We start from the raw sequence: 20,831 nt of genomic DNA, 5'->3' as shown, positions 1-20,831 counted from the left end.
ACAACTTTTAACTTCTGACCTTAGTCCGTTCGCTATTTCGCTAAGCGTTTGAGCCCTAAATAAAAACGGCCTGGACTAGGCCAGGCCGCAATCATGCATCAAGCGTGTTACTGCCAAACGACAGTAATGCGCTGAAACAGTTACTTCAAAACAGCCAGGGCTGCTTCGTAGTTCGGCTCTTGGCCGATTTCAGCAACTAGCTCGCTGTGCAGCACGTTGTTGTTCTCATCCAGAACCACCACGGCACGAGCGGTCAGGCCGCGCAGCGCGCCTTCGGCAATCGAAACACCGTAATCAACAGCGAAACCCGGATCGCGGAAATCCGACAGGTTTTTCACGTTTTCCAGGCCTTCGGTGCCGCAGAAGCGTGCTTGAGCAAACGGCAGGTCGCTGGAGATGCACAGCACAACGGCGTTGCTCAGGTCGTTGGCCTGGGCGTTGAACTTGCGCACCGACGTGGCGCAGGTCGGGGTGTCAACGCTTGGGAAGATGTTCAGCACTTTGCGCTTGCCGGCGAAAGTGGCCAGGGTTGCGTCCGACAGATCGCCGGCGGTCAAGATGAAGTCTGGAGCCTGGGTACCGGTTTGCGGCAGCTCGCCTTCAACCTTGATTGGGTTGCCACGGTGGGTAACTTGAGCCATGAACAGAATCCTTATGCTGGGTTTATTGAAACGAATTCGAGAGGCAGAAGTTAACCACAAAGCGCAGTGACTACCTACCACCGCACACAAATTGTCATGCCGCACAGGTGTGGTTTAATTGCGCGCTTTGCGCCCGCCCTTCAAGGATCTGCTTTAGATGAATCAGCCCGCCACCCAAGTCCTGGTCATTGGTTACGTCTGGCCTGAACCCCGCTCCTCGGCGGCCGGCGGGCACATGATGCAAATCCTGCAGAGTTTCCTGGACCAGGGCTGGGCCATCACCTTCAGCAGCCCCGCAACCGTCGGTGAACACAAGGCGGACTTGGCGGCGCTGGGCATTGCCGAGTGCGCAATCGAACTCAATAACAGCAGTTTCGACGATTTTATCCGCGAGCTGGCCCCGGATATCGTGCTGTTCGACCGTTTCATGATGGAAGAGCAATTCGGCTGGCGCGTGGAAAAATGCTGCCCCGATGCCCTGCGCGTGCTGGAAACCTCCGACCTGCAAAGCCTGCGCGACGCCCGCCACCAGTGCCTCAAGGACCACCTCAAGGCGCATCCCGACAGTGATGACTTCACCGCGCTGTTTACCCAGGACCTGGAAAAAGAATTCCTGCTGATGGCCGACACCGACCTGGCCAAGCGCGAGATTGCGGCGATTTACCGCTGTGACATCAGCCTGATGATCTCCGACGTGGAGGTCCGCTTGCTTACCGACCACTTCAAGGTGCCTGCCGCCCTGCTCCACTGGTGCCCGTTGATGCTGGAGCCGCCGACCGAGCCGTTTGTACCGTTTGAAGACCGCGCGCATTTTCTCAGCATCGGCAATTTCCGCCACGCGCCCAACTGGGATGCGGTGCTCTGGATGAAAAACAGCGTCTGGCCGTTGATTCGCCAGCAATTGCCGGGGGCGCAGCTGCATATCTATGGTTCTTACACTCCCCCCAAGGCCACCGCGTTGCACAACCCGGCCCAGGGCTTTCATGTGATGAACTGGGCCGAGGACGCCCTGCAAGTTATGACGGCAGCGCGCATCTGCCTGGCGCCCTTGCGTTTCGGCGCGGGTATCAAAGGCAAACTGGCGGATGCGATGCTGTGTGGTACGCCGAACATCACCACACCGATTGGCGCCGAAGCCATGGGCGACGAGCAGCCATGGCCCGGCGTGATCGAACACAGCGCCCCGGCCCTGGCTGCCGCTGCCGTAGCCCTGTATCAGGACCGCGAGCGCTGGACCCAGGCCCAGGAAGATGGCCGTCAGTTACTCGCTCGCCGCTACGACCAAACCCTTCATGGCCCGGCGCTGGTGGCCTGCCTCGAGCACTGCCGCAGCGACCTGGACGCCCATCGCCGCCGCAACTTCACCGGCGGCATGTTGCGCCACCATGCGCATAAAAGTACGCAGTACATGTCGCAGTGGATCGAGGCAAAAAACCGCGTGGTTTAAACATCGCCGCTGGCGAGGTCGCGCGCAAGGGGGCATTATCCCGTGCAGCGACCACAATAAAGCGACGGCAGCATGACCCGAGCAACGCGCATCACCGACCCTTCTTACGAGCTGATGGACGACCACAACGGTCTGTCCATCATTTATCGTCAGCACGGCTTCCCCTGCCCTCTGGTGCGCTGGCACTTCCACAAGGAATACGAGCTGCACCTGATCGTCGCCAGCTCCGGCAAGGTATTTATTGGCGACTACATCGGTAACTTCTACCCGGAAAGCCTGTTTCTCACCGGTCCCAACCTGCCCCACAACTGGATCAGTCAGGTGGAGGAAGACGAGGTGGTGCCCAAGCGCGACATGCTGGTGAACTTCACCGATGAGTTGTTCGAGAGTGGCGGTCAGATCTTCGCCGAGCTCAAGACGCTGACGCCCTTGTTGGAGCGGGCGCAATACGGCATCGAATTTCGCTGCAAAAAAACCATTGCCCAGGCCATGACCTTGATGCAACGCATCGAGGACGCCCAGGGCATGGCGCGGCTGGGGCATTTCTTTATCCTGCTGGAAGTGCTGAGCGCGTGTGAGGATTACCAACTGCTGTCCGGCGTGACCACACCGCAATTGGCGGATGAACACAGCATTGATCGGACCAACCGCGCGGTGGATTACATCTTTGCGCATTACGCGCGGGAATTGTCGCTGGAGGAAGTGGCGGAGTATTTGGGGATGAAGCCGACGTATTTTTCGCGGGTATTCAAACAGGCCACCGGGCGCACCTTTATCGAGTTCGTCAATCGGCTACGTATCAGCAAGTCCTGCGAGTTGCTGGCTGATGGGGATAAAGCCGTGACCGATGTCTGCTTCGAGTCAGGCTTCAACAACATCTCCAACTTCAACCGGCGTTTCCAGCAACTGAAAGGCATGACCCCGTCCCACTACCGACGCCTGGCAGTGCAGCGGCTGACCGAGCAGAACCTGGCTTGACCGCTGGCACCCGCGAAACACTTCGAACCAAACGACCGTTAAATCTGCAGTACTTCAACCATCGTCACAGGAACCTTATTCACCCCCCTGTTACTCAGCGTAAGCATCACCGCAACGTCATTCAAACGGTGGTGCTTTTCTGACAAACACTTAACAAGGGTGCCCATGATCAGTATCTCGCCGTTTTCCCTTAACACCGCCTCACGTCAACCGCTGAGCGAAATCAGGCCGCAAAACACCCTCGCACGGCCGATTCAGGAAACAGCCGAGATCCAGCCGCCCAGCGCTCCCAAGTTCAGTCCAGCCTTGTCGCGCTTACGTCGAGACTTGCAGAATTCTGCCATCAAACCTGACCCTTTCACGGTGTCCGTGCGCCAGTTCGCCGAGACCCTGGTTGAGAAAGAGGATGGGCAGCTCGCGGTAAATCTTGGTAATGCGCTGGTCCGCCGCGAACGCCCTGCCGAAATCCGCGGCTCAATTGACGATGCGTACACGCTCACCGTACCGCCGAGCTCAACCTTTGGCCAGGCGTGGTCAGCGCTTGCAGACGCGCTGGAATCGGAGCCTTTCAAGTCGTTTTGCGAAGCCAAGTTGATTGATATTTCACGGCTGGTCATAGAGCCAAACGGCGACCTGACGGAGATCGGTACAGAGGGGGGCTTAACCCATTTTTTCTCGCACAAAAATCCAGAATGGTCAGCCGTCTCATCTGCCGTTTTAGCCGCTTCCAAAAAAGTGATGGGTCAGGGTTATCCCGCGGTTTCGTTCTATGGTCGCAATCACGCATCGGCTTATAACATCGCCGAATTCTACGGTTTTTCACTCACCGGACTCGATGCCAAAGGCAGGCTCGAAACCGCTGGGCAACTGTTGCGCGACGGCAGTTTCAAGGCGCTCAGCGGCTCAGACCCACTCGACGCACCCATCAAGCAAAAACAAATCGAGGCCCGCCAACGGATTGTGGATTCATCGCCACCCGCGCTAACCACTATCCTTGAAAGGTTTGCTCCTTCGACGGCGCAACAAAGGGTTCAGCGAGCGGATCAGGAGCTGGCACAGTTGGTCAGCCGTGGAATGATGAAGCTGCTGCCAGAAACCAGTGAATACGAAACATCCGTCACGCTGCAGGACATTCCCCAGTATTCAACTTTCAATCTGGTGCGTGAAAACCTGCTGAAAGCGCTGACCGACAGCGCATTTACCACCTTTGCCAAAGAAAACGAAATCGATCCCACCAGCATGCGCATCAACCCCGTCAGCGGTGAGTTGACGGCCACCGTGAAAGGCGTCAACACCACGTTCAACTTGAACGATGTGTCGGGTTGGAACGATGTCTGGACCGAAATAAAAGAGGCGGTGCAACAGATGGCGGCCGGTTCTGAGGAGGATGTAACTTACCCCGGCAAGTCCGCCGCCCTGTATGAAGTCATGGCTTTTTACAATGAACCGCCGCCTCACCAGGAGCAGAACACTCAACAAGCCGACTGGCAGCAGCGCCAGCTCGCGTCCACGCTGGGCCGTATCGATGAGATGAACCAAAATAACGGTTTCAAAGCGTTGATCGGTGCGGCGCCCAACGATCCCGACTCCATCGCGGTACGCCAGCGTCAACAAACCGTAACGCAGCAATGGGTCAACACGCCGCTGTCTTCCTCGCCACTTGAAGCCCTGGCTGCCACCGTCAAAGCCCACCTCCCTGCACAGGCGGCAAGTGACGATAGCACCGAAGACCTTTTGGCAAGCGCCGAACGTGAGCTGGCAGCCACCGTGCACCGTGCAATGCTCGAGCTGAAAACCAACCCGGCCCGGATCGCGTCGCAAATCATCCAACCGATACCGGACAACAGCCTGCTCGGGCAATGGCACACCTACCTCAACACAGCCCTCAAGAGTCGTGGTTTCAACGAGTGGGCACGCGAACAGAATGTTGAACTGACCTCCTTGCGCTATGACCCTACGGACAAAGCACTGATCGCCAGGGTCAAGGGCGCTGACCAGCGTTTCACCGCCACTGACTTTGCGCAAAAGTACCCCAAGCATTTTGACGTACTCGCACCTGTGTTGAACGCCGCGCAGGCATTTGCAAAGCCCGGCCAATCGATCTCACTGTCTCACGCCGATACCCATGACGTGCCGTACCAGTGGGTGGCTAATTTTTATAACCTCAATGATGCCCCCAACAGCGCGGCGTTCGATCAACAGACTGCATTGATCGGCCGCACCCAACAGTTCCCCGCCCCGCCCGATAACCCGCAAGAAATAGTGGCCTGGGTAAACCGGCAGAAAACTGCACTGGGTGATAGCAACGACCGTTATGCACTGATCCATGAACTTAAAAACTGGAGCCCTGACACTGGCCTCAAGCGCTTTGTTGTCGACCCGAACTCCTCCCACTCACCTAAAAGTGTGACGACGGTTGCAGCATTCATCGCGAACAACGGCTGGTACCCAATACAGTCAAAGGCAGACAGTGACAATTTGCTCGCTGCCTTGCAGACACAGGTTCCGACTGCTCCTCCCTTGGGCAATCGCTGGGGGTTCCTGTCAACCCAACTGCCGTTGAGTAACACGCAACGCGACGCACTGGTCAAAGAGGTAAAAAACAAGATCGGCCCCGATGAGACCCTCCTCAACTACCTCAGCAGCAAGACTTCCAACCTGGACGCCAACCCTCAACAAGCCCTGGAGCAGTTGCTCAGCAGCGACGACGCGCTTGAGCTCGCCGATTTCCTGCAAACGCAGATGAAGGGAGCTGCAACCCCAACCAGCTTGAAGCAATGGCTATTGACCGCCTTGGTGCTGGAGCTTGATCCAACGGCCGGCACTCAATACAAGACCGTCGCCGGTGCTGATTTAACGGGCCCTGATAACGTCGGTCGCAGCACTCTGTTTATGCGTGACCGCTTTAACCAATACCTGACCGCCAACAAAAACATACCTTCCGACCTTGCACCTGTCGTTTTGCACTTGCTGTTATCAGGGGCGGCGCCGCAATTACTGGTCAAGGACGTACCGAAAAAAGTCACCGCTGGCTCTCTCGAGTGGTTCAATTTTACGGCGGCGGTTAACCAGATCGAATGGACGGCCCCTGGCGCCACCGCAAACATGACCTATGAGCAGGTCATGAGTCATTACAATATCCAGCCTATTTCAGCACTGGAAGCGCAGATAAAGAGCTACGCGCAGATGAACCCCTTACTGGATTGGGCAGCCCTCAACGACAAGGTCGATAAGAACAACTACACCCTGGACCAGTTGAAAGATAGCCAGCAAAAACTTAAGGCACAGGCCAACCGAACGGCTGAAGCGGTCCGCTGGCTGAGTACGAACAACCCGCCCAATAGACGGGACATGGCGCTTGAAGTGCTAAGGGAAAAGTTCGGCACCGGTATTGATTATGAAAACCGATTTATGGTGGAAAACGAATTCGCCGGTGTCATCAGCGGTGGCCACTATAGCCTCGTAGAAATCTATGAAGCTGGCAGGCTGGACGAAAGCTGGATGCAGGAAGGCAATCATGTGGATTTCGACAGCATTCGCGAAAAATCCAAAGAGCCTGGCTTCCCGGTTATCAACGATGAATTCGATAAGGCCATAAAGACAGATTTCAATCTTCGCAGGCGCCATACCGCAACGTTGTTCGAGAACATGCTCAAAAAGCTACCGCTTGAGGAATACAAAAGCCTGCTCTACGGCGACGTAGAGTTTTTGAACGTTGAAGGCGCCGGTAGCGGTATGGTGATCACGTCGATCTACAACGGGATCAGAAGAGATTTTGCGGTGTATCCGACGTGGGGCCAAATTGTAAGAGTTCCCGACATTGATCCTAAAACACCACTGGGTCAGAAAGTCAGCCTGGAAATTGACGCCGAGGCGTTCAAAAACGGCACAGAGCCCAAATCGGCGGTTAAATCAGAGGTCATACTGCGCAGTACCGATCAACATCTCCTGGATGACAATAATGAACCCTGGCCACTGGAAGTTTCCTTACCAGCCCATAAAGAAAATGACCCTTTCTCCCCCAACTACGTGGTTGGCAGAGTCTCAAAACTTGCCAATGTCATGATTGACTCGACCTACTTGAATAAAGGCGAGTTTGTTAACCTTCATCGTAATTGGTACAGCAACACACTTGAAAGCGCGACAGAACCCCGTGACATCTTCAGGGCCCTTTGGCACAGCTTGCCGGGCGCCAGCAGCCTGGAAGACCTCTATTACGGCCAATACTCCAAGGCGTTCCTTGACCTTGCTATCGATGCCGCGATCATTGTTGGCACAGAGGGCGCTGGCAAGTTGTGGGGGCTGGCAAAAACTGCGGCGTCTTGGGGGGCCGCCAAGGTGGCAGCAGGGTTTATCGAGAAGTTTGGGGTTAAAGGGGCCGAAGACGTTGCGCTCATCGATATGAGCACCGCCGCCACCTCGGAAGCGATCAAGGGTGTCAGTCGGCTGCAGTCCAGCCCGTTGGTGCAACGGGCCACCGAAAACGGTATCCAGGATGCTGTCATTGCGGATCGCAAGGTGCTGCGCGCAGACACCGGAGAGCGCATTAAGGCCAGCACGATACTCGAGAATGGTCAGCGCTACTCCTACAATGCCTTGAAAATGGAAGCAGAAGGGCCTGCATTGGAAGGGGTCATCGCCGAAGGTCGCGAACGGATCGGTCATATACGATTGGGCGGCCCCCTGGAAAACGTCAAAGCCCTGGATGGAGAGATTCAGACATTTGTGGACACCTATGATGGCAAGCCTCGGCTTAATATCATGGGGCATGGCCCGCAGCCCGAGAAGCTTGGGGATGCGATAAAGATAGTCGGGGACAACGGCGCTTTATACTCTGCAGCTGAGGTTGATCAAAAACTCCTCGCCAGGGGGGTTAATATTCGTGATTACCCGAACGCTCGGACCTTGACTTGCTATTCCGCGAGTGGAGGAGAGGCCTCGTTTTCTGCCCAATTACACAAGATTACCGGTGTTCCGGTGAAAGGCTTTGAGAGCACGATCACCACGGATTGGCTTGCAGGAACAGAATTGAGTATGGAATACCAACGGCTACTGCGGGAAACCGGAAGAAAATTCCCGAAATTCTCTCAAGCTGATGTCGAGGAATGGGCAGAAATTCAGCTTAATAAAATCGTCAAAAACAAACTCGATGTTTTGGAAATCAGAAAAGATGTTGGAACGATCATTGAAGTCAATATAGGCACAACAAGACAACCGGTTTATATGACGATGCCTGTGGAGTATGCGCCGGTGCATTTTGGGCCACCCAAGATAAAGTGAATCCGACGGCTAGCGGAACCTGCAAGTGAGGTTACCCGGATGTGGCAGCCTCACATTGCAGCATTGTGACTGTAAGAACGACCGACCATCCCATGGCCTGACTGTTTCGACCATTTGCCAGACGAGTGCAAAAAAGTATCAGTCCAAGTGCGCCCAAGGATTTGTCACATCGCCATTTCAAGGCTGTAATCAACCGCACACTCTTCCTGACTCCCTGTGGGAAGACACAACAACAATAACTGTCCTTCTGTAGCCCCCTGGGCGCGGAATTGGAGTGCGCGATGAAGTTCACAGCAAAAGCTCTGCTTGCCTCTACCTGCATGATGACCTGCATGACCCTCAGCGCCGTCAGCTTTGGCGCGCAGACCCTGACCATTGCCACCGTCAACAACAGCGACATGATCCGCATGCAAAAACTCTCGAAAACCTTCGAGACCGAGCATCCGGAGATCAAGCTGAACTGGGTGGTGCTCGAAGAAAACGTGCTGCGCCAGCGCCTGACCACCGACATCGCCACGCAAGGCGGACAGTTCGACGTGTTGACCATCGGCATGTACGAAGCTGCACTGTGGGGGGCCAAAGGCTGGCTGGAGCCGATGAAGGACCTGCCGGCGTCCTACGACCTCGACGACGTTTTCCCATCGGTGCGTGACGGTTTGTCCGTCAAAGGCTCGCTCTACGCCCTGCCGTTCTACGCCGAAAGCTCGATCACCTATTACCGCACCGACCTGTTCAAGGACGCCGGGCTGACCATGCCTGAGCACCCGACCTGGACCCAAATCGGCGAATACGCCGCAAAGCTCACCGACAAGACCAAAGAGCAATACGGCCTGTGCCTGCGTGGCAAAGCCGGTTGGGGTGAGAACATGGCGCTGATCACCACCCTGGCGAATGGCTACGGTGCGCGCTGGTTCGATGAGAAGTGGCAACCGGAATTCAACGGCCCCGAATGGAAGGACGCGCTGAACTTCTACGTCGACAACATGAAGAAGTCCGGCCCGCCGGGTGCTTCGAGTAACGGTTTCAACGAAAACCTGGCGCTGTTCAACAGCGGCAAGTGCGCGATCTGGGTCGATGCCAGCGTGGCCGGCTCGTTCGTGACCGATAAAACCCAAAGCAAGGTCTCCGACCACGTCGGCTTTACCTTCGCCCCACACGAAAAAACCGACAAAGGCACGTCGTGGCTGTACTCCTGGAGCCTGGCGATTCCGACCAGTTCCAAAGCCAAGGACGCCGCCAAGGTATTCGCCAGCTGGGCGACTTCCAAGGAATACAGCCAGCTTGTGGCCAAGACCGATGGCATCGCCAACGTACCGCCAGGCACGCGCAAATCGACCTACAGCGACGAATACATGAAAGCCGCGCCGTTCGCCAAGGTGACCCTGGAATCGCTGAAAGTCGCCGACCCGACCAAACCGACGCTCAAGCCGGTGCCGTACATCGGTATCCAGTTGGTGACCATTCCTGAATTCCAGGCGATTGGTACCCAGGTCGGCAAGTTCTTCTCGGGCGCGCTGACCGGTCAGCAGACGGTGGATCAAGCCTTGACCGCCGCGCAGACCACCACCGAGCGTGAAATGAAGCGGGCCGGCTATCCCAAGTAAAGCCGGTACTCCCCCGTAAATGTGGGAGCAGGGCTTTTGTGGGAGCTGGCTTGCCTGCGATGCAGACAACTCGGTCTGTCAGTTACACCGAGGTGATGCCATCGCAGGCAAGCCAGCTCCCACATTTGATCGCGCTCCGACTTTGGTTCTGCATGTAATCGACTGGCTTTGATCACCATGAATACACCCGCCAAAAACCGCCTGGCCAACCCCGGCTGGTTCCTCGTCAGCCCCTCGGTAGCCCTGCTGCTGCTGTGGATGATCGTGCCGCTGGGCATGACCCTGTACTTCTCCCTGATCCGCTACAACCTGCTCTACCCCGGCGAAAACCAATTCGTGGGGCTGGAGAACTTCACCTACTTCATCACCGACTCGGGCTTCCTGCCCGGCGCCACCAACACCTTGCTGCTGGTCGGCAGCGTGCTGCTGATCAGCGTGGTGTTCGGCGTGTTGATCAGTGCTTTGCTGGAGGCCAGTGAGTTTTTCGGCCGCGGCATCGTACGGGTGTTGCTGATTTCGCCGTTCTTCATCATGCCCACCGTCGGTGCGCTGATCTGGAAGAACCTGATTTTTCACCCGGTCTCCGGCGTACTCGCTGCCGTCTGGAAGCTGTTCGGCGCAGAACCGGTGGACTGGCTCGCGCATTACCCCTTGTTGTCGATCATCATCATTGTGTCGTGGCAATGGCTGCCGTTCGCCATCCTGCTGCTGATGACCGCCATGCAGTCACTCGACCAGGAACAAAAGGAAGCGGCGCGCCTGGACGGTGCCGGCGCCATCGCGATTTTCTGGCACCTCACCCTGCCCCACCTGGCCCGGCCGATTGCCGTGGTGGTGATGATCGAAACCATCTTTTTGCTCTCGGTGTTCGCCGAAATTTTCACCACCACCAACGGTGGCCCGGGCTACGCCTCGACCAACCTTGCGTACCTGATCTACAACCAGGCGCTGGTGCAGTTCGACGTGGGCATGGCCTCGGCCGGCGGCTTGATTGCCGTGGTCATCGCCAATATCGCGGCGATCATCCTGGTGCGGATGATCGGCAAAAACCTGACTGACAAGCCTTGAGGGCCGCGCCATGACGCTTCAACAATCCCGCCGCCTGCAAAGCCTGTTGCTCGGCACTTTGGCCTGGGCCATCGCGATCCTGATTTTCTTCCCGATCTTCTGGATGGTGCTGACCAGCTTCAAGACCGAAATCGACGCGTTCGCCACGCCGCCGCAGTTCATCTTCACGCCGACGCTGGAGAACTACCTGCACATCAACGAGCGCAGCAACTACTTCGCCTACGCCTGGAACTCGGTGGTGATTTCGTTCAGCGCCACCGCCCTGTGCCTGCTGATCTCGGTGCCTGCCGCTTACTCCATGGCGTTCTACGAAACCAAGCGCACCAAGGGCACGCTGTTGTGGATGCTGTCGACCAAGATGCTGCCGCCGGTGGGCGTGCTGATGCCGATCTATCTGTTGGCGAAAAGCATGGGCCTGCTGGACACGCGCATTGCGCTGATCATCATCTACACCCTGATCAACCTGCCGATCGTGGTGTGGATGGTTTACACCTACTTCAAGGACATTCCCAAGGACATCCTCGAAGCCGCGCGCCTGGATGGCGCCACGCTGTGGCAGGAAATGGTCCGAGTGCTGCTGCCGATTGCCAAGGGTGGCCTGGCCTCCACGGTATTGCTGTCGCTGATCCTGTGCTGGAACGAGGCGTTCTGGTCGCTGAACCTGACCTCTTCCAATGCGGCGCCGCTGACGGCGTTGATCGCCTCTTACTCCAGCCCTGAAGGCTTGTTCTGGGCCAAATTGTCTGCCGTTTCGACCCTGGCCTGCGCGCCGATCCTGATTTTCGGCTGGATCAGCCAGAAACAGCTGGTGCGCGGTTTGTCCTTCGGCGCCGTGAAATAACGGCCTCATCATTTCTATACGGAGGGCTCATCATGGCCAACCTGAAAATCAAGAATCTGCAAAAAGGCTTCGAAGGCTTCTCCATCATCAAGGGCATCGACCTTGAGGTGAACGACAAGGAATTCGTGGTGTTCGTCGGCCCGTCGGGCTGCGGTAAATCCACCCTGCTACGGCTGATTGCCGGCCTGGAAGAAGTCACCGAGGGCACCATCGAGCTGGATGGGCGCGACATCACCGAAGTGACCCCGGCCAAGCGTGACCTGGCGATGGTGTTCCAGACCTATGCGCTGTACCCGCACATGAGTGTGCGCAAGAACATGTCGTTTGCGCTGGACCTGGCGGGCGTCGACAAGAAGCTGGTGGAAAGCAAAGTCAGCGAGGCGGCACGTATTCTGGAGCTCGGCCCGTTGCTGGAGCGCAAACCCAAGCAGCTGTCGGGCGGCCAGCGTCAACGTGTGGCCATCGGCCGCGCAATTGTGCGCAACCCGAAGATCTTTCTGTTCGACGAACCGCTGTCCAACCTCGACGCAGCCCTGCGCGTGCAGATGCGCCTGGAACTGTCGCGCCTGCACAAAGAACTGCAAGCGACCATGATCTACGTGACCCACGACCAGGTTGAAGCCATGACCCTGGCCGACAAGGTGGTGGTGCTGAACAGTGGTCGCGTTGAGCAAGTCGGCTCGCCGCTGGAGCTGTACCACCAGCCCGCTAACCTGTTTGTGGCGGGCTTTCTCGGCACGCCGAAAATGGGCTTCCTCAAGGGCAAGGTCACACGCCTTGAGTCCCACGCCTGTGAAGTGCAACTGGACGCCGGCACCACCCTCGCGTTGCCACTGAGCAGCGCCACCTTGAAGGTGGGCAGCGAAGTGACCCTGGGCATTCGCCCGGAGCATCTGGAAATCGCCTCGCCCGGCCAAACCACCCTGACCGTCACCGCCGACGTCGGCGAGCGCCTGGGCAGCGACACCTTCTGCCACGTCATTACCGCCAGCGGCGAGCCGCTGACCCTGCGGATTCGTGGCGACATGGCCAGCCAATACGGCGAGACGCTGCAACTGCACCTGGACCCGGCGCACTGCCACCTGTTCGACACCGACGGCGTGGCCGTGGCCCGCCCACTGCGCGCTGCCGCCTGATTTCGCGAGATTTGTGATGAAACTGAATAAACAGAACCTCACTCAATTGGCGCCGGAAGTGAAAATCCCGGCCTATGCAATTGCCAGCACCACGCAAGGCATCGCCCATATCGGCGTCGGCGGTTTCCACCGCGCGCATCAGGCGTATTACACCGACGCGCTGATGAATACCGGCGAGGGCCTGGACTGGAGCATCTGCGGCGTCGGCCTGCGTGCCGAGGACCGTAAGGCTCACGACGACCTGGCTGGCCAGGACTACCTGTTCACCCTGTATGAACTGGGCGATACCGACGACACCGAAGTGCGGGTAATCGGCTCGATCAGCGACATGCTGCTGGCCGAAGACAGCGCCCAGGCGCTGATCGACAAGCTGGCCAGCCCAGAGATTCGCATCGTGTCGCTGACCATCACCGAAGGCGGCTACTGCATCGACGACAGCAACGGCGAGTTCATGGCCCACCTGCCGCAGATCCAGCACGACCTGGCGCACCCGAAGGCCCCGAAAACCGTGTTCGGTTTCATCTGCGCCGCATTGACCCAGCGCCGCGCCGCCGGCACTCCAGCGTTTACCGTGATGTCCTGCGATAACCTGCCGCACAACGGCGCCGTGACCCGCAAGGCGTTACTGGCGTTTGCCGCGCTGCAAGATGCCGAGCTGCATGACTGGATAGCCGCCAACGTGAGCTTCCCGAACGCGATGGTCGACCGCATCACGCCCATGACCAGCACCGCCCACCGCCTGCAATTGCACGACGAACACGGCGTAGACGATGCCTGGCCGGTGGTGTGCGAACGTTTTGTGCAGTGGGTGCTGGAAGACAAATTCGTCAACGGCCGCCCAGCCTGGGAAAATGTCGGCGTGCAGTTCACCGACGACGTGACGCCGTACGAAGAAATGAAGATCGGCCTGCTCAACGGCAGCCACCTGGCCCTCACCTATCTTGGATTCCTCAAGGGCTACCGGTTTGTTCACGACACTATGAACGACCCGGTGTTTGTGGCCTACATGCGCGCCTACATGGACCTGGACGTCACGCCGAACCTGGCGCCGGTACCCGGCATCGACCTGACGGACTACAAGCAGACGCTGGTCGACCGTTTCTCCAACCAGGCGATTGCCGACCAGTTGGAGCGGGTGTGCTCCGATGGTTCGTCGAAGTTTCCCAAGTTCACCGTGCCGACCATCAACCGCCTGATTGCCGACGGGCGCGAGACTGAGCGTGCGGCGTTGGTCGTGGCGGCTTGGGCGCTGTATTTGAAGGGCGTGGACGAGAATGGGGTGAGCTACAAGATCCCGGATCCGCGCGCCGAGTTCTGCCAGGGGCTGGTGAGTGATGATGCGCTGATCAGCAAGCGACTGTTGGGCGTGGAAGAGATTTTTGGCACGGCTATTCCCAATTCGCCTGAGTTTGTGGCAGCGTTTGAGCGGTGTTTTGTGAGTTTGCGTGACAATGGTGTCACCCAAACCCTGCAAAACCTCCTGAAGAAACCGGCTTAAAAATGTGGGAGCTGGCTTGCCTGCGATAGCCTCACCTCGGTCTGTCAGCAAGACCGCGGTGAGGCTATCGCAGGCAAGCCAGCTCCCACACAAGCCTTCCCACATTGACCGTATGACTCCAACAAAAACAATACTGCTGAGCACCCCACCATGACCCAGCAAAACCTGTTTCTCGGCATCGACTGCGGCACCCAGGGCACCAAAGCCATTGTGCTCGACGCTTCCAGCGGCAAGGTGCTGGGCCTGGGCGCTGCGGCGCACACGTTGATCAGCGGCGCCAATGGCCGTCGTGAGCAGCACACCCAGGAATGGCTGGACGCCTTCACCGAAGCCACCCACCGTGCCCTGCAACAGGCCGGTGTCGACGGCCAGGACATCCTCGGCATCGGCGTTTCCGGCCAGCAACACGGCCTGGTCTTGCTCGATGACAAAGGCCAGGTACTGCGCCCGGCCAAACTGTGGTGCGACACCGAAACCGCGCCGGAAAACGACCGGCTGCTGCATCACCTGGGCGGTGAAAGCGGTTCCCTTGAGCGCCTCGGCGTGGCCATCGCGCCGGGCTACACAGTGTCTAAACTGCTCTGGACCCGCGAGCAGCACCCGGACATCTTTGCGCGCATCGCGCATATCCTGCTGCCCCACGACTACCTGAATTACTGGCTCACCGGTCGCGCCGTGGCGGAATATGGCGATGCATCGGGCACCGGTTATTTCAACGTGCGCACCCGTGAATGGGACGTGGCACTGCTCACGCATATCGACCCCAGCGGGCGTCTCGAGGCGGCGCTGCCGGCACTGGTCGAAGCCGATCACAACGTCGGCACTATTCTTCCCGCGATTGCCGAGCGCTTGGGTATCAACCCGAATGCGCTGGTGTCCAGCGGTGGCGGCGACAACATGATGGGCGCCATCGGCACCGGCAATATCGCCCCCGGCGTGATCACCATGAGCCTGGGTTCATCGGGCACCGTCTACGCCTTTGCCGACCAGCCGAATGTGAGCCCGCAGACGTCAGTCGCGACCTTCTGCTCCTCCAGCGGCGGCTGGTTGCCGTTGATCTGCACCATGAACCTGACCAACGCCACCGGGGTGATTCGCGAGCTGTTCGACCTCGACCTGGCAGCGTTCAATGCCTTGGTCGCCGAAGCCCCGATTGGCGCCGACGGGGTGAGCATGCTGCCGTTCCTCAACGGCGAACGCGTACCCGCCCTGCCCCACGCCACCGGTAGCCTGCACGGCCTGACCATGACCAACCTGACCCGCGCCAACCTGTGCCGCGCGGTGGTCGAAGGCACTACGTTCGGCTTGCGCTATGGCCTGGACCTGCTGCGCCAGACCGGCCTGCAAAGCCACAGTATCCGCCTGATCGGCGGTGGCTCGAAAAGCCCGGTGTGGCGGCAGATGGTCGCCGATATCATGAACACCGAAGTGGTCTGCACCGAACAAAGCGAAGCCGCTGCCCTGGGCGCGGCGATCCAGGCGGCGTGGAGCCAGTCCGGCGAATCCCTGGCCAGCCTGTGCGACAAATGCGTCAGCGTCGATCCGGCCAGCCGCACCCTGCCGGTGGCCGACCATGTGAGCGCCTATCAACTCGCCTACGAGCGCTATCAGCAACTCGTGGCAACCCTTTAAGAGCGAATGACTATGTATCTGGTGTGTGGCGAAGCACTGTTTGATTTTTTCAGCGAAGAAGATGCCAGCGGGCAGGCTTCAAAGGTTAATTACAAAGCGATTGCCGGCGGCTCGCCGTTCAACGTGGCCGTAGGGTTGCGCCGTTTGGGCATTGAGGCGGCGCTGTTTGGCGGGGTGTCCACCGACTTCCTCGGGCGCCGCCTGTTGCAGGTGCTCAAGGACGAAGGCGTGAATGAGCAATTCCTCGTGGAGTTCGCCGCGCCGACCACTCTGGCGATGGTTGCCGTGGGCGCCAATGGCTCGCCGCAATACAGTTTCCGTGGCGAAGGCTGCGCCGACCGCCAGCTGGAACTCTCGCACTTGCCCGCCCTCGGCGATGACATTCGTGGCCTGCATATCGGCTCGTTTTCACTGGTGGTTCAACCCATTGGCGACACGTTGCTGAACCTGGTCAAGCGCGAAAGCGGCAAGCGCCTGATCAGTCTTGACCCCAACGTACGCCTCAACCCGCAGCCGGATATCCAGCTGTGGCGTGATCGCATCGCAGAATTGGTCAAGCATGCCGATTTGATCAAAGTCAGCGACGAAGACCTGCACCTGCTCTACCCCAACCAGTCACCGCAAAGCGTGCTGCAAGGCTGGCTGCAACACCGTTGCCAGTTGGTGTTCCTCACCCGTGGCGGCGACGGCGCAACCGTATTCAGCCGCCAGCACGGCACGTGGTCTGCGCCTGCGGTCAAGGTGGTGATGGCCGATACGGTCGGCGCGGGCGATACCTTCCAGGCGGCGCTGATTGCCTGGTTGACCGAGCGTGGTTTGGACTCGGTGGCGGGCCTGCAACAGCTGACCCGCGAGCACATCGACGGCATGCTCGGCTTCGCCATTCGTGCTGCGGCACTGACCTGCAGCAAGACCGGGCCGGACCTGCCGTATCGTGAGCAGTTGGGCTGAACAGGCGTTCATGAAGGTTTTGTCAGTTAGGCAAACATTAATCGACGGTTAATCCCGCACGTCGAGTCTGAAGGTGACCGCACACACCGCCCCCGGGGGCCCGTGCGGCCGCCGGCGCATCATGTTGATACGCCCGCGAACGACTTGCGGAGAACCCTCATGAAACTGCGTACTTTACTGTTCACTGGCACACTGGCTCTGGCTGCGGTATCCGGCATGGCCCAGGCCGACGACACACAACCGGCGGCGACCAAACCGGTGCCTTATCAGTACGGCATGCCCTTGAATATCGACAAGGTCATTGCCATGAACGAAACCCAAACCAATGACTGCAAGGTTATCAACGCGGACATCAAGTTCGTGGACAAGGCAGGCAAAGTGGAAGATGTGGGTTACCGGAAAATGTCCGAGGCCTGCGACTTTCAGAACTGAGTAAGATTAAATACCAATACGCGTAGGAATTTTCCATAAAACTCCAATTTAATCAAAGGTTAAGGTCTGGAGTTAACAGTGGTCTGCACCGCACCTCTACAGCCATCGGCTGAAGGTGCGGCCACCGGTTCATCGCCCTGATGAGCTCGACCACTGAAGGAGAATTATCATGCAACCGCACACCTTGTTCCTCCTTGGAAGCGCTTTGGCGCTGACCGCCGTATCAACTATCGCACAGGCCGAATCAAAGCCGGTGCCCTACCACTACGGCATGCCGCTGGATATCCAAAAAGTCATTTCGATGCACGAACCCAGGACCGATGAATGCGAGGTTATCAACGCATCGATTAAGTTCGTGGATAAAGCCGGCGAAGTGAAAAACGTGAGCTACCGCAAAATGTCTGAAGCCTGTTTGTTTCAGAATTGAAAATGCGCGGTAACGGCAACCGTACTGGGCCTGGCGTTTATCCAGGCCCTCAGGTCGTCGGTGACTCAACCTCAGGCATCGGCCTAATAATAGCCGCGCCCTCCCACTCTTTGCAGAGCCGGCGCATGATTGTGCTTGAGGTCTTCGCGCAACCCGGTGATCAGGTTGCAAATGGCTCGACTGCTGTCGAGTTTGTCGGCGTTAATGCCTTTTACTTCCAAATCCACTCGATCACGGTCGCGGTCGTCATAGACCTTGATCGTCAGCGAAGCGTCTTCGGCTTTGGTGCACTCGCACCGTTGGGGCAGGAAACTTCCTTCAATAATGCTGCGAAGCTCTAATTCCGAAAGCATGGTCAACCTCTCCTTTTATGAGACTGCCAACAGATTTTTGTGTGTCCGGCAGGCGCGCGCCTGCCACGTCTTGCCGACCTTGGCAGACGCTTTCATTCACCAGCCTACTCGGCAAAATCAGTGCTCGTTGTAACCATTCCTCATAAGTGGCAACACTTGTTATATAACTCGCCACCGTTTTTACATTTGGTCATTAGAACTTCTTCGAACGGTAGAGATTAATCGTTTAACCCTTGACCTCGGCCTGGTCCTCACATTGTGCAGCCACCCGTTCGGCAACATGTCGCAAACTATCGAAATTGATATTCGCCCCGGAGTTGATCGCCACCAGGGTTTGCCCACTCACTCCGTGGCTCGACACATATTTGCGAATGCCTGCCACCGCCAACGCACCGGAAGGCTCAGTGATGGAGCGCGTGTCGTCGTAGATCAGCTTCATGGCGCTGCACAGTTCATCGTTGCTGACGGTGATGACTTCATCCACCCAGTCGCGGCAGATCTGGAATCCATAGGCACCGATCTGCGCCACGGCGGTACCGTCGGCAAAGCCGTCAACACTCGCCAGCACCACGCGCTCGCCGGCGCGCAAGGCGGCCAACAGGCAGCTGGAACCTTCAGGCTCAACGCCAATGATGCGCACCTCGGGGCGCAGGTATTTGACGTAGGCGGCAATTCCCGCAATCAAACCGCCCCCACCCACCGGCACGAAGATGGCGTGCAACGGACCCTGCTGCTGGCGCAACACTTCCATGGCGACAGTGCCTTGCCCCGCGATCACATCGGGGTCATCAAAAGGCGAGACAAAGGTGCAACCCGACGTCTCGGCCAATTGCAGCGCATGGGCCAGCGCAAACGGAAAGCTTTCACCGTGCAAAACCGCCTCGGCGCCTCGGGAACGCACGCCCAGTACCTTCAATTGCGGCGTGGTGCATGGCATGACGATCCGCGCCTTGATCCCCAACTCTCGTGCCGCCAGCGCAACACCTTGCGCATGATTGCCCGCCGACGCCGTCACCACGCCTCGGGCCTTTTGCTCAGCCGTCAGTTGCACCAGCTTGTTGTAGGCACCGCGAATTTTGAAAGAAAAGGTCGGCTGCAGGTCTTCACGCTTGAGCAGCACCTGGTTACCCAGCATTGCCGACAGCGCGGGCGCGGGTTGCAAGGGCGTGCGCACTGCCAGGTCGTAGACCGGAGCGGCGAGAATCTTCTTCACGTAGTGCTCAAGCAGTCCCGAATCGGCGGTGGGTGGAACGGGGCAGGTGCTCATGGGTGTCTCCTGGTAGTTGCCAAGGCCCGGGAGACGGAAAAACAAAACCCGCCTCAAGGGCGGGTTTGGGTGCAGCCGTGTGCTATCCCGCCAGATAAGGAATGGCGGTAATAATCATGCTCTGCTGGCTGCGGAAGGCTAGAAATGTCATGCAACGAAATTAACCGGCGGCCACCCGGCAAGTCAATGACCAGCCGCCATTTAGCGGACGGGGGTTTACGCTCAATATACGAAACGTATACGCTTCGTATATTCAATTATCACAGTGAACCTCATGGGCATCGTCAAGATCACCGACCAACTGCACGAACAGCTACGATTGGCCAGCTCCGCCATGGACCGCTCCATCAACGCCCAGGCCGAGTTCTGGATCAAGATCGGCCTGCTCGCGGAACTGAACCCCAACCTGCCCTACAACGACCTGATCAACAAACTGTTGCTGGACAAACCCGACCTGATCCGGGGGCGCGGCTGATGATCAAGACTGCCGCACAGCTGGCCGTGATGCGTGAGTCCGGGCGCCTGCTGGCGCGGGTGTTTACGATGCTCGACAGCTTTGTCGCCGCCGGCCGCTCCACCCTGGAGCTGGACAGCGTCGTCGAAGCCTTCATCCGCAACGACCTCAACGCCCGCCCGGCGAGCCTCGGGCAGTACGACTACCCGTTTTGCATCAACACCTCGATCAACGAAGTGGTGTGCCACGGCATGCCCAGCGCCAAGGACATCCTCAAGAACGGCGACATTATCAACATCGACATCACCCTGGAGAAAGGCGGTTTTATCGCCGACTCCAGCAAGATGTACATGATCGGCGACGTGGCGCCCAAGGCTCAGCGCCTGGTGGAAAAGACCTTTGAGGCCATGTGGGCCGGCATTCGCATGGTCAAGCCCGGTGCGCGTTTGGGCGATATTGGGCATGCGATACAGAGCTACGCGCAGGCGAATGGCTACAGCGTGGTGCGTGAATATTGTGGCCACGGTATTGGGCGGGAAATGCATGAAGAGCCGCAGATTTTGCACTTCGGGCGACCGGGTACGGGTCTTGAGCTGCGTGAGGGGATGGTGTTTACCGTTGAGCCGATGCTGAATCAGCGCAGCTCGAAGGTGCGCAGTTTGAAGGATGGCTGGACGGTGGTGACCAGGGATAATGGGTTGTCGGCGCAGTGGGAGCATACGGTTGCGGTGACGGCTGAGGGGTTTGAGGTGTTGACTTTGCAGTAGGGGTTTCAGGGTACATATCCGTTGTTTGGGTAATGGCTGAAATGGGTTCCGCCCT

General features: G+C 58.2%; 17 protein-coding genes. 14 read left to right on the top strand and 3 right to left on the bottom strand.

Annotation, left to right across the window (positions count from 1 at the left end):
- Positions 1 to 140 precede the first annotated feature (140 nt).
- Positions 141 to 641, bottom strand: coding sequence for a thiol peroxidase (gene tpx, locus BFW87_RS23545; protein ID WP_078742110.1), 501 nt, complete (start codon positions 639 to 641; stop codon positions 141 to 143).
- Positions 642 to 798: 157 nt separating this feature from the next.
- On the opposite strand from tpx, the gene BFW87_RS23540 reads away from it, so the two are divergent.
- From BFW87_RS23540 to BFW87_RS23485, 12 genes are all read left to right on the top strand, one after another.
- Positions 799 to 2,088 carry a glycosyltransferase gene (locus BFW87_RS23540; protein WP_078742109.1) on the top strand — a complete coding sequence of 430 codons (1,290 nt, stop codon included), beginning with the start codon at positions 799 to 801 and terminating at the stop codon, positions 2,086 to 2,088.
- 72 nt (positions 2,089 to 2,160) lie between these two features.
- A complete protein-coding gene (locus BFW87_RS23535; protein WP_078742108.1) occupies positions 2,161 to 3,066 on the top strand; it encodes an AraC family transcriptional regulator in 906 nt (301 codons plus the stop codon).
- Positions 3,067 to 3,231: 165 nt separating this feature from the next.
- A complete protein-coding gene (locus BFW87_RS23530) occupies positions 3,232 to 8,346 on the top strand; it encodes a hypothetical protein (protein ID WP_078742107.1) in 5,115 nt (1,704 codons plus the stop codon).
- A 281-nt stretch (positions 8,347 to 8,627) separates the two neighbouring features.
- The gene (locus BFW87_RS23525) at positions 8,628 to 9,950 is read left to right on the top strand and encodes an ABC transporter substrate-binding protein (RefSeq protein WP_078742106.1); all 1,323 of its coding nucleotides are present in this window, start codon (positions 8,628 to 8,630) and stop codon (positions 9,948 to 9,950) included.
- Between the two features lie 177 nt (positions 9,951 to 10,127).
- Positions 10,128 to 11,018 (top strand): carbohydrate ABC transporter permease, encoded by an 891-nt coding sequence (locus tag BFW87_RS23520; protein ID WP_078742105.1) that lies wholly within the window; start codon positions 10,128 to 10,130, stop codon positions 11,016 to 11,018.
- A 10-nt stretch (positions 11,019 to 11,028) separates the two neighbouring features.
- Positions 11,029 to 11,859, top strand: coding sequence for a carbohydrate ABC transporter permease (locus BFW87_RS23515; protein WP_078742104.1), 831 nt, complete (start codon positions 11,029 to 11,031; stop codon positions 11,857 to 11,859).
- Positions 11,860 to 11,891: 32 nt separating this feature from the next.
- Entirely contained in the window at positions 11,892 to 12,995 is a 1,104-nt protein-coding gene (locus tag BFW87_RS23510; protein WP_078742103.1) for an ABC transporter ATP-binding protein, read from the top strand.
- 16 nt (positions 12,996 to 13,011) lie between these two features.
- Complete coding sequence (locus BFW87_RS23505; protein WP_078742102.1) at positions 13,012 to 14,493, top strand: mannitol dehydrogenase family protein; 1,482 nt, start codon at positions 13,012 to 13,014, stop codon at positions 14,491 to 14,493.
- A 150-nt stretch (positions 14,494 to 14,643) separates the two neighbouring features.
- Positions 14,644 to 16,125 carry a xylulokinase gene (xylB, locus tag BFW87_RS23500; RefSeq protein ID WP_078742101.1) on the top strand — a complete coding sequence of 494 codons (1,482 nt, stop codon included), beginning with the start codon at positions 14,644 to 14,646 and terminating at the stop codon, positions 16,123 to 16,125.
- Positions 16,126 to 16,137: 12 nt separating this feature from the next.
- Positions 16,138 to 17,076, top strand: a complete 939-nt coding sequence (locus tag BFW87_RS23495) for a carbohydrate kinase family protein (RefSeq protein ID WP_078742100.1) — start codon at positions 16,138 to 16,140, stop codon at positions 17,074 to 17,076.
- A gap of 159 nt (positions 17,077 to 17,235) precedes the next feature.
- The gene (locus BFW87_RS23490; RefSeq protein WP_078742099.1) at positions 17,236 to 17,508 is read left to right on the top strand and encodes a DUF2790 domain-containing protein; all 273 of its coding nucleotides are present in this window, start codon (positions 17,236 to 17,238) and stop codon (positions 17,506 to 17,508) included.
- A 169-nt stretch (positions 17,509 to 17,677) separates the two neighbouring features.
- Positions 17,678 to 17,935 (top strand): DUF2790 domain-containing protein, encoded by a 258-nt coding sequence (locus BFW87_RS23485; RefSeq protein WP_078742098.1) that lies wholly within the window; start codon positions 17,678 to 17,680, stop codon positions 17,933 to 17,935.
- An 83-nt stretch (positions 17,936 to 18,018) separates the two neighbouring features.
- On the opposite strand, the gene BFW87_RS23480 is transcribed toward BFW87_RS23485, so the two are convergent.
- Positions 18,019 to 18,288: a DUF1652 domain-containing protein gene (locus BFW87_RS23480; protein WP_078742097.1), complete on the bottom strand. Its 270-nt coding sequence runs from the start codon at positions 18,286 to 18,288 to the stop codon at positions 18,019 to 18,021.
- 226 nt (positions 18,289 to 18,514) lie between these two features.
- Complete coding sequence (gene ilvA / locus BFW87_RS23475; RefSeq protein WP_078742096.1) at positions 18,515 to 19,555, bottom strand: threonine ammonia-lyase, biosynthetic; 1,041 nt, start codon at positions 19,553 to 19,555, stop codon at positions 18,515 to 18,517.
- A gap of 274 nt (positions 19,556 to 19,829) precedes the next feature.
- On the opposite strand from ilvA, the gene BFW87_RS23470 reads away from it, so the two are divergent.
- Entirely contained in the window at positions 19,830 to 20,030 is a 201-nt protein-coding gene (locus BFW87_RS23470) for a ParD-like family protein (RefSeq protein WP_078742095.1), read from the top strand.
- On the top strand, positions 20,030 to 20,776 hold the full coding sequence (gene map / locus BFW87_RS23465) for a type I methionyl aminopeptidase (protein WP_078742094.1): 747 nt from the start codon (positions 20,030 to 20,032) through the stop codon (positions 20,774 to 20,776). The genes BFW87_RS23470 and map overlap by 1 nt, the downstream gene beginning before the upstream one ends.
- Positions 20,777 to 20,831 lie beyond the last annotated feature (55 nt).

Origin of the sequence: Pseudomonas fluorescens, from assembly GCF_002022275.1 — a bacterium.
Lineage (GTDB): Bacteria > Pseudomonadota > Gammaproteobacteria > Pseudomonadales > Pseudomonadaceae > Aquipseudomonas > Aquipseudomonas fluorescens_AJ.
Note: the sequence above shows the minus strand (reverse complement) of the source record. Positions and strands in the feature narration are given on the sequence as shown.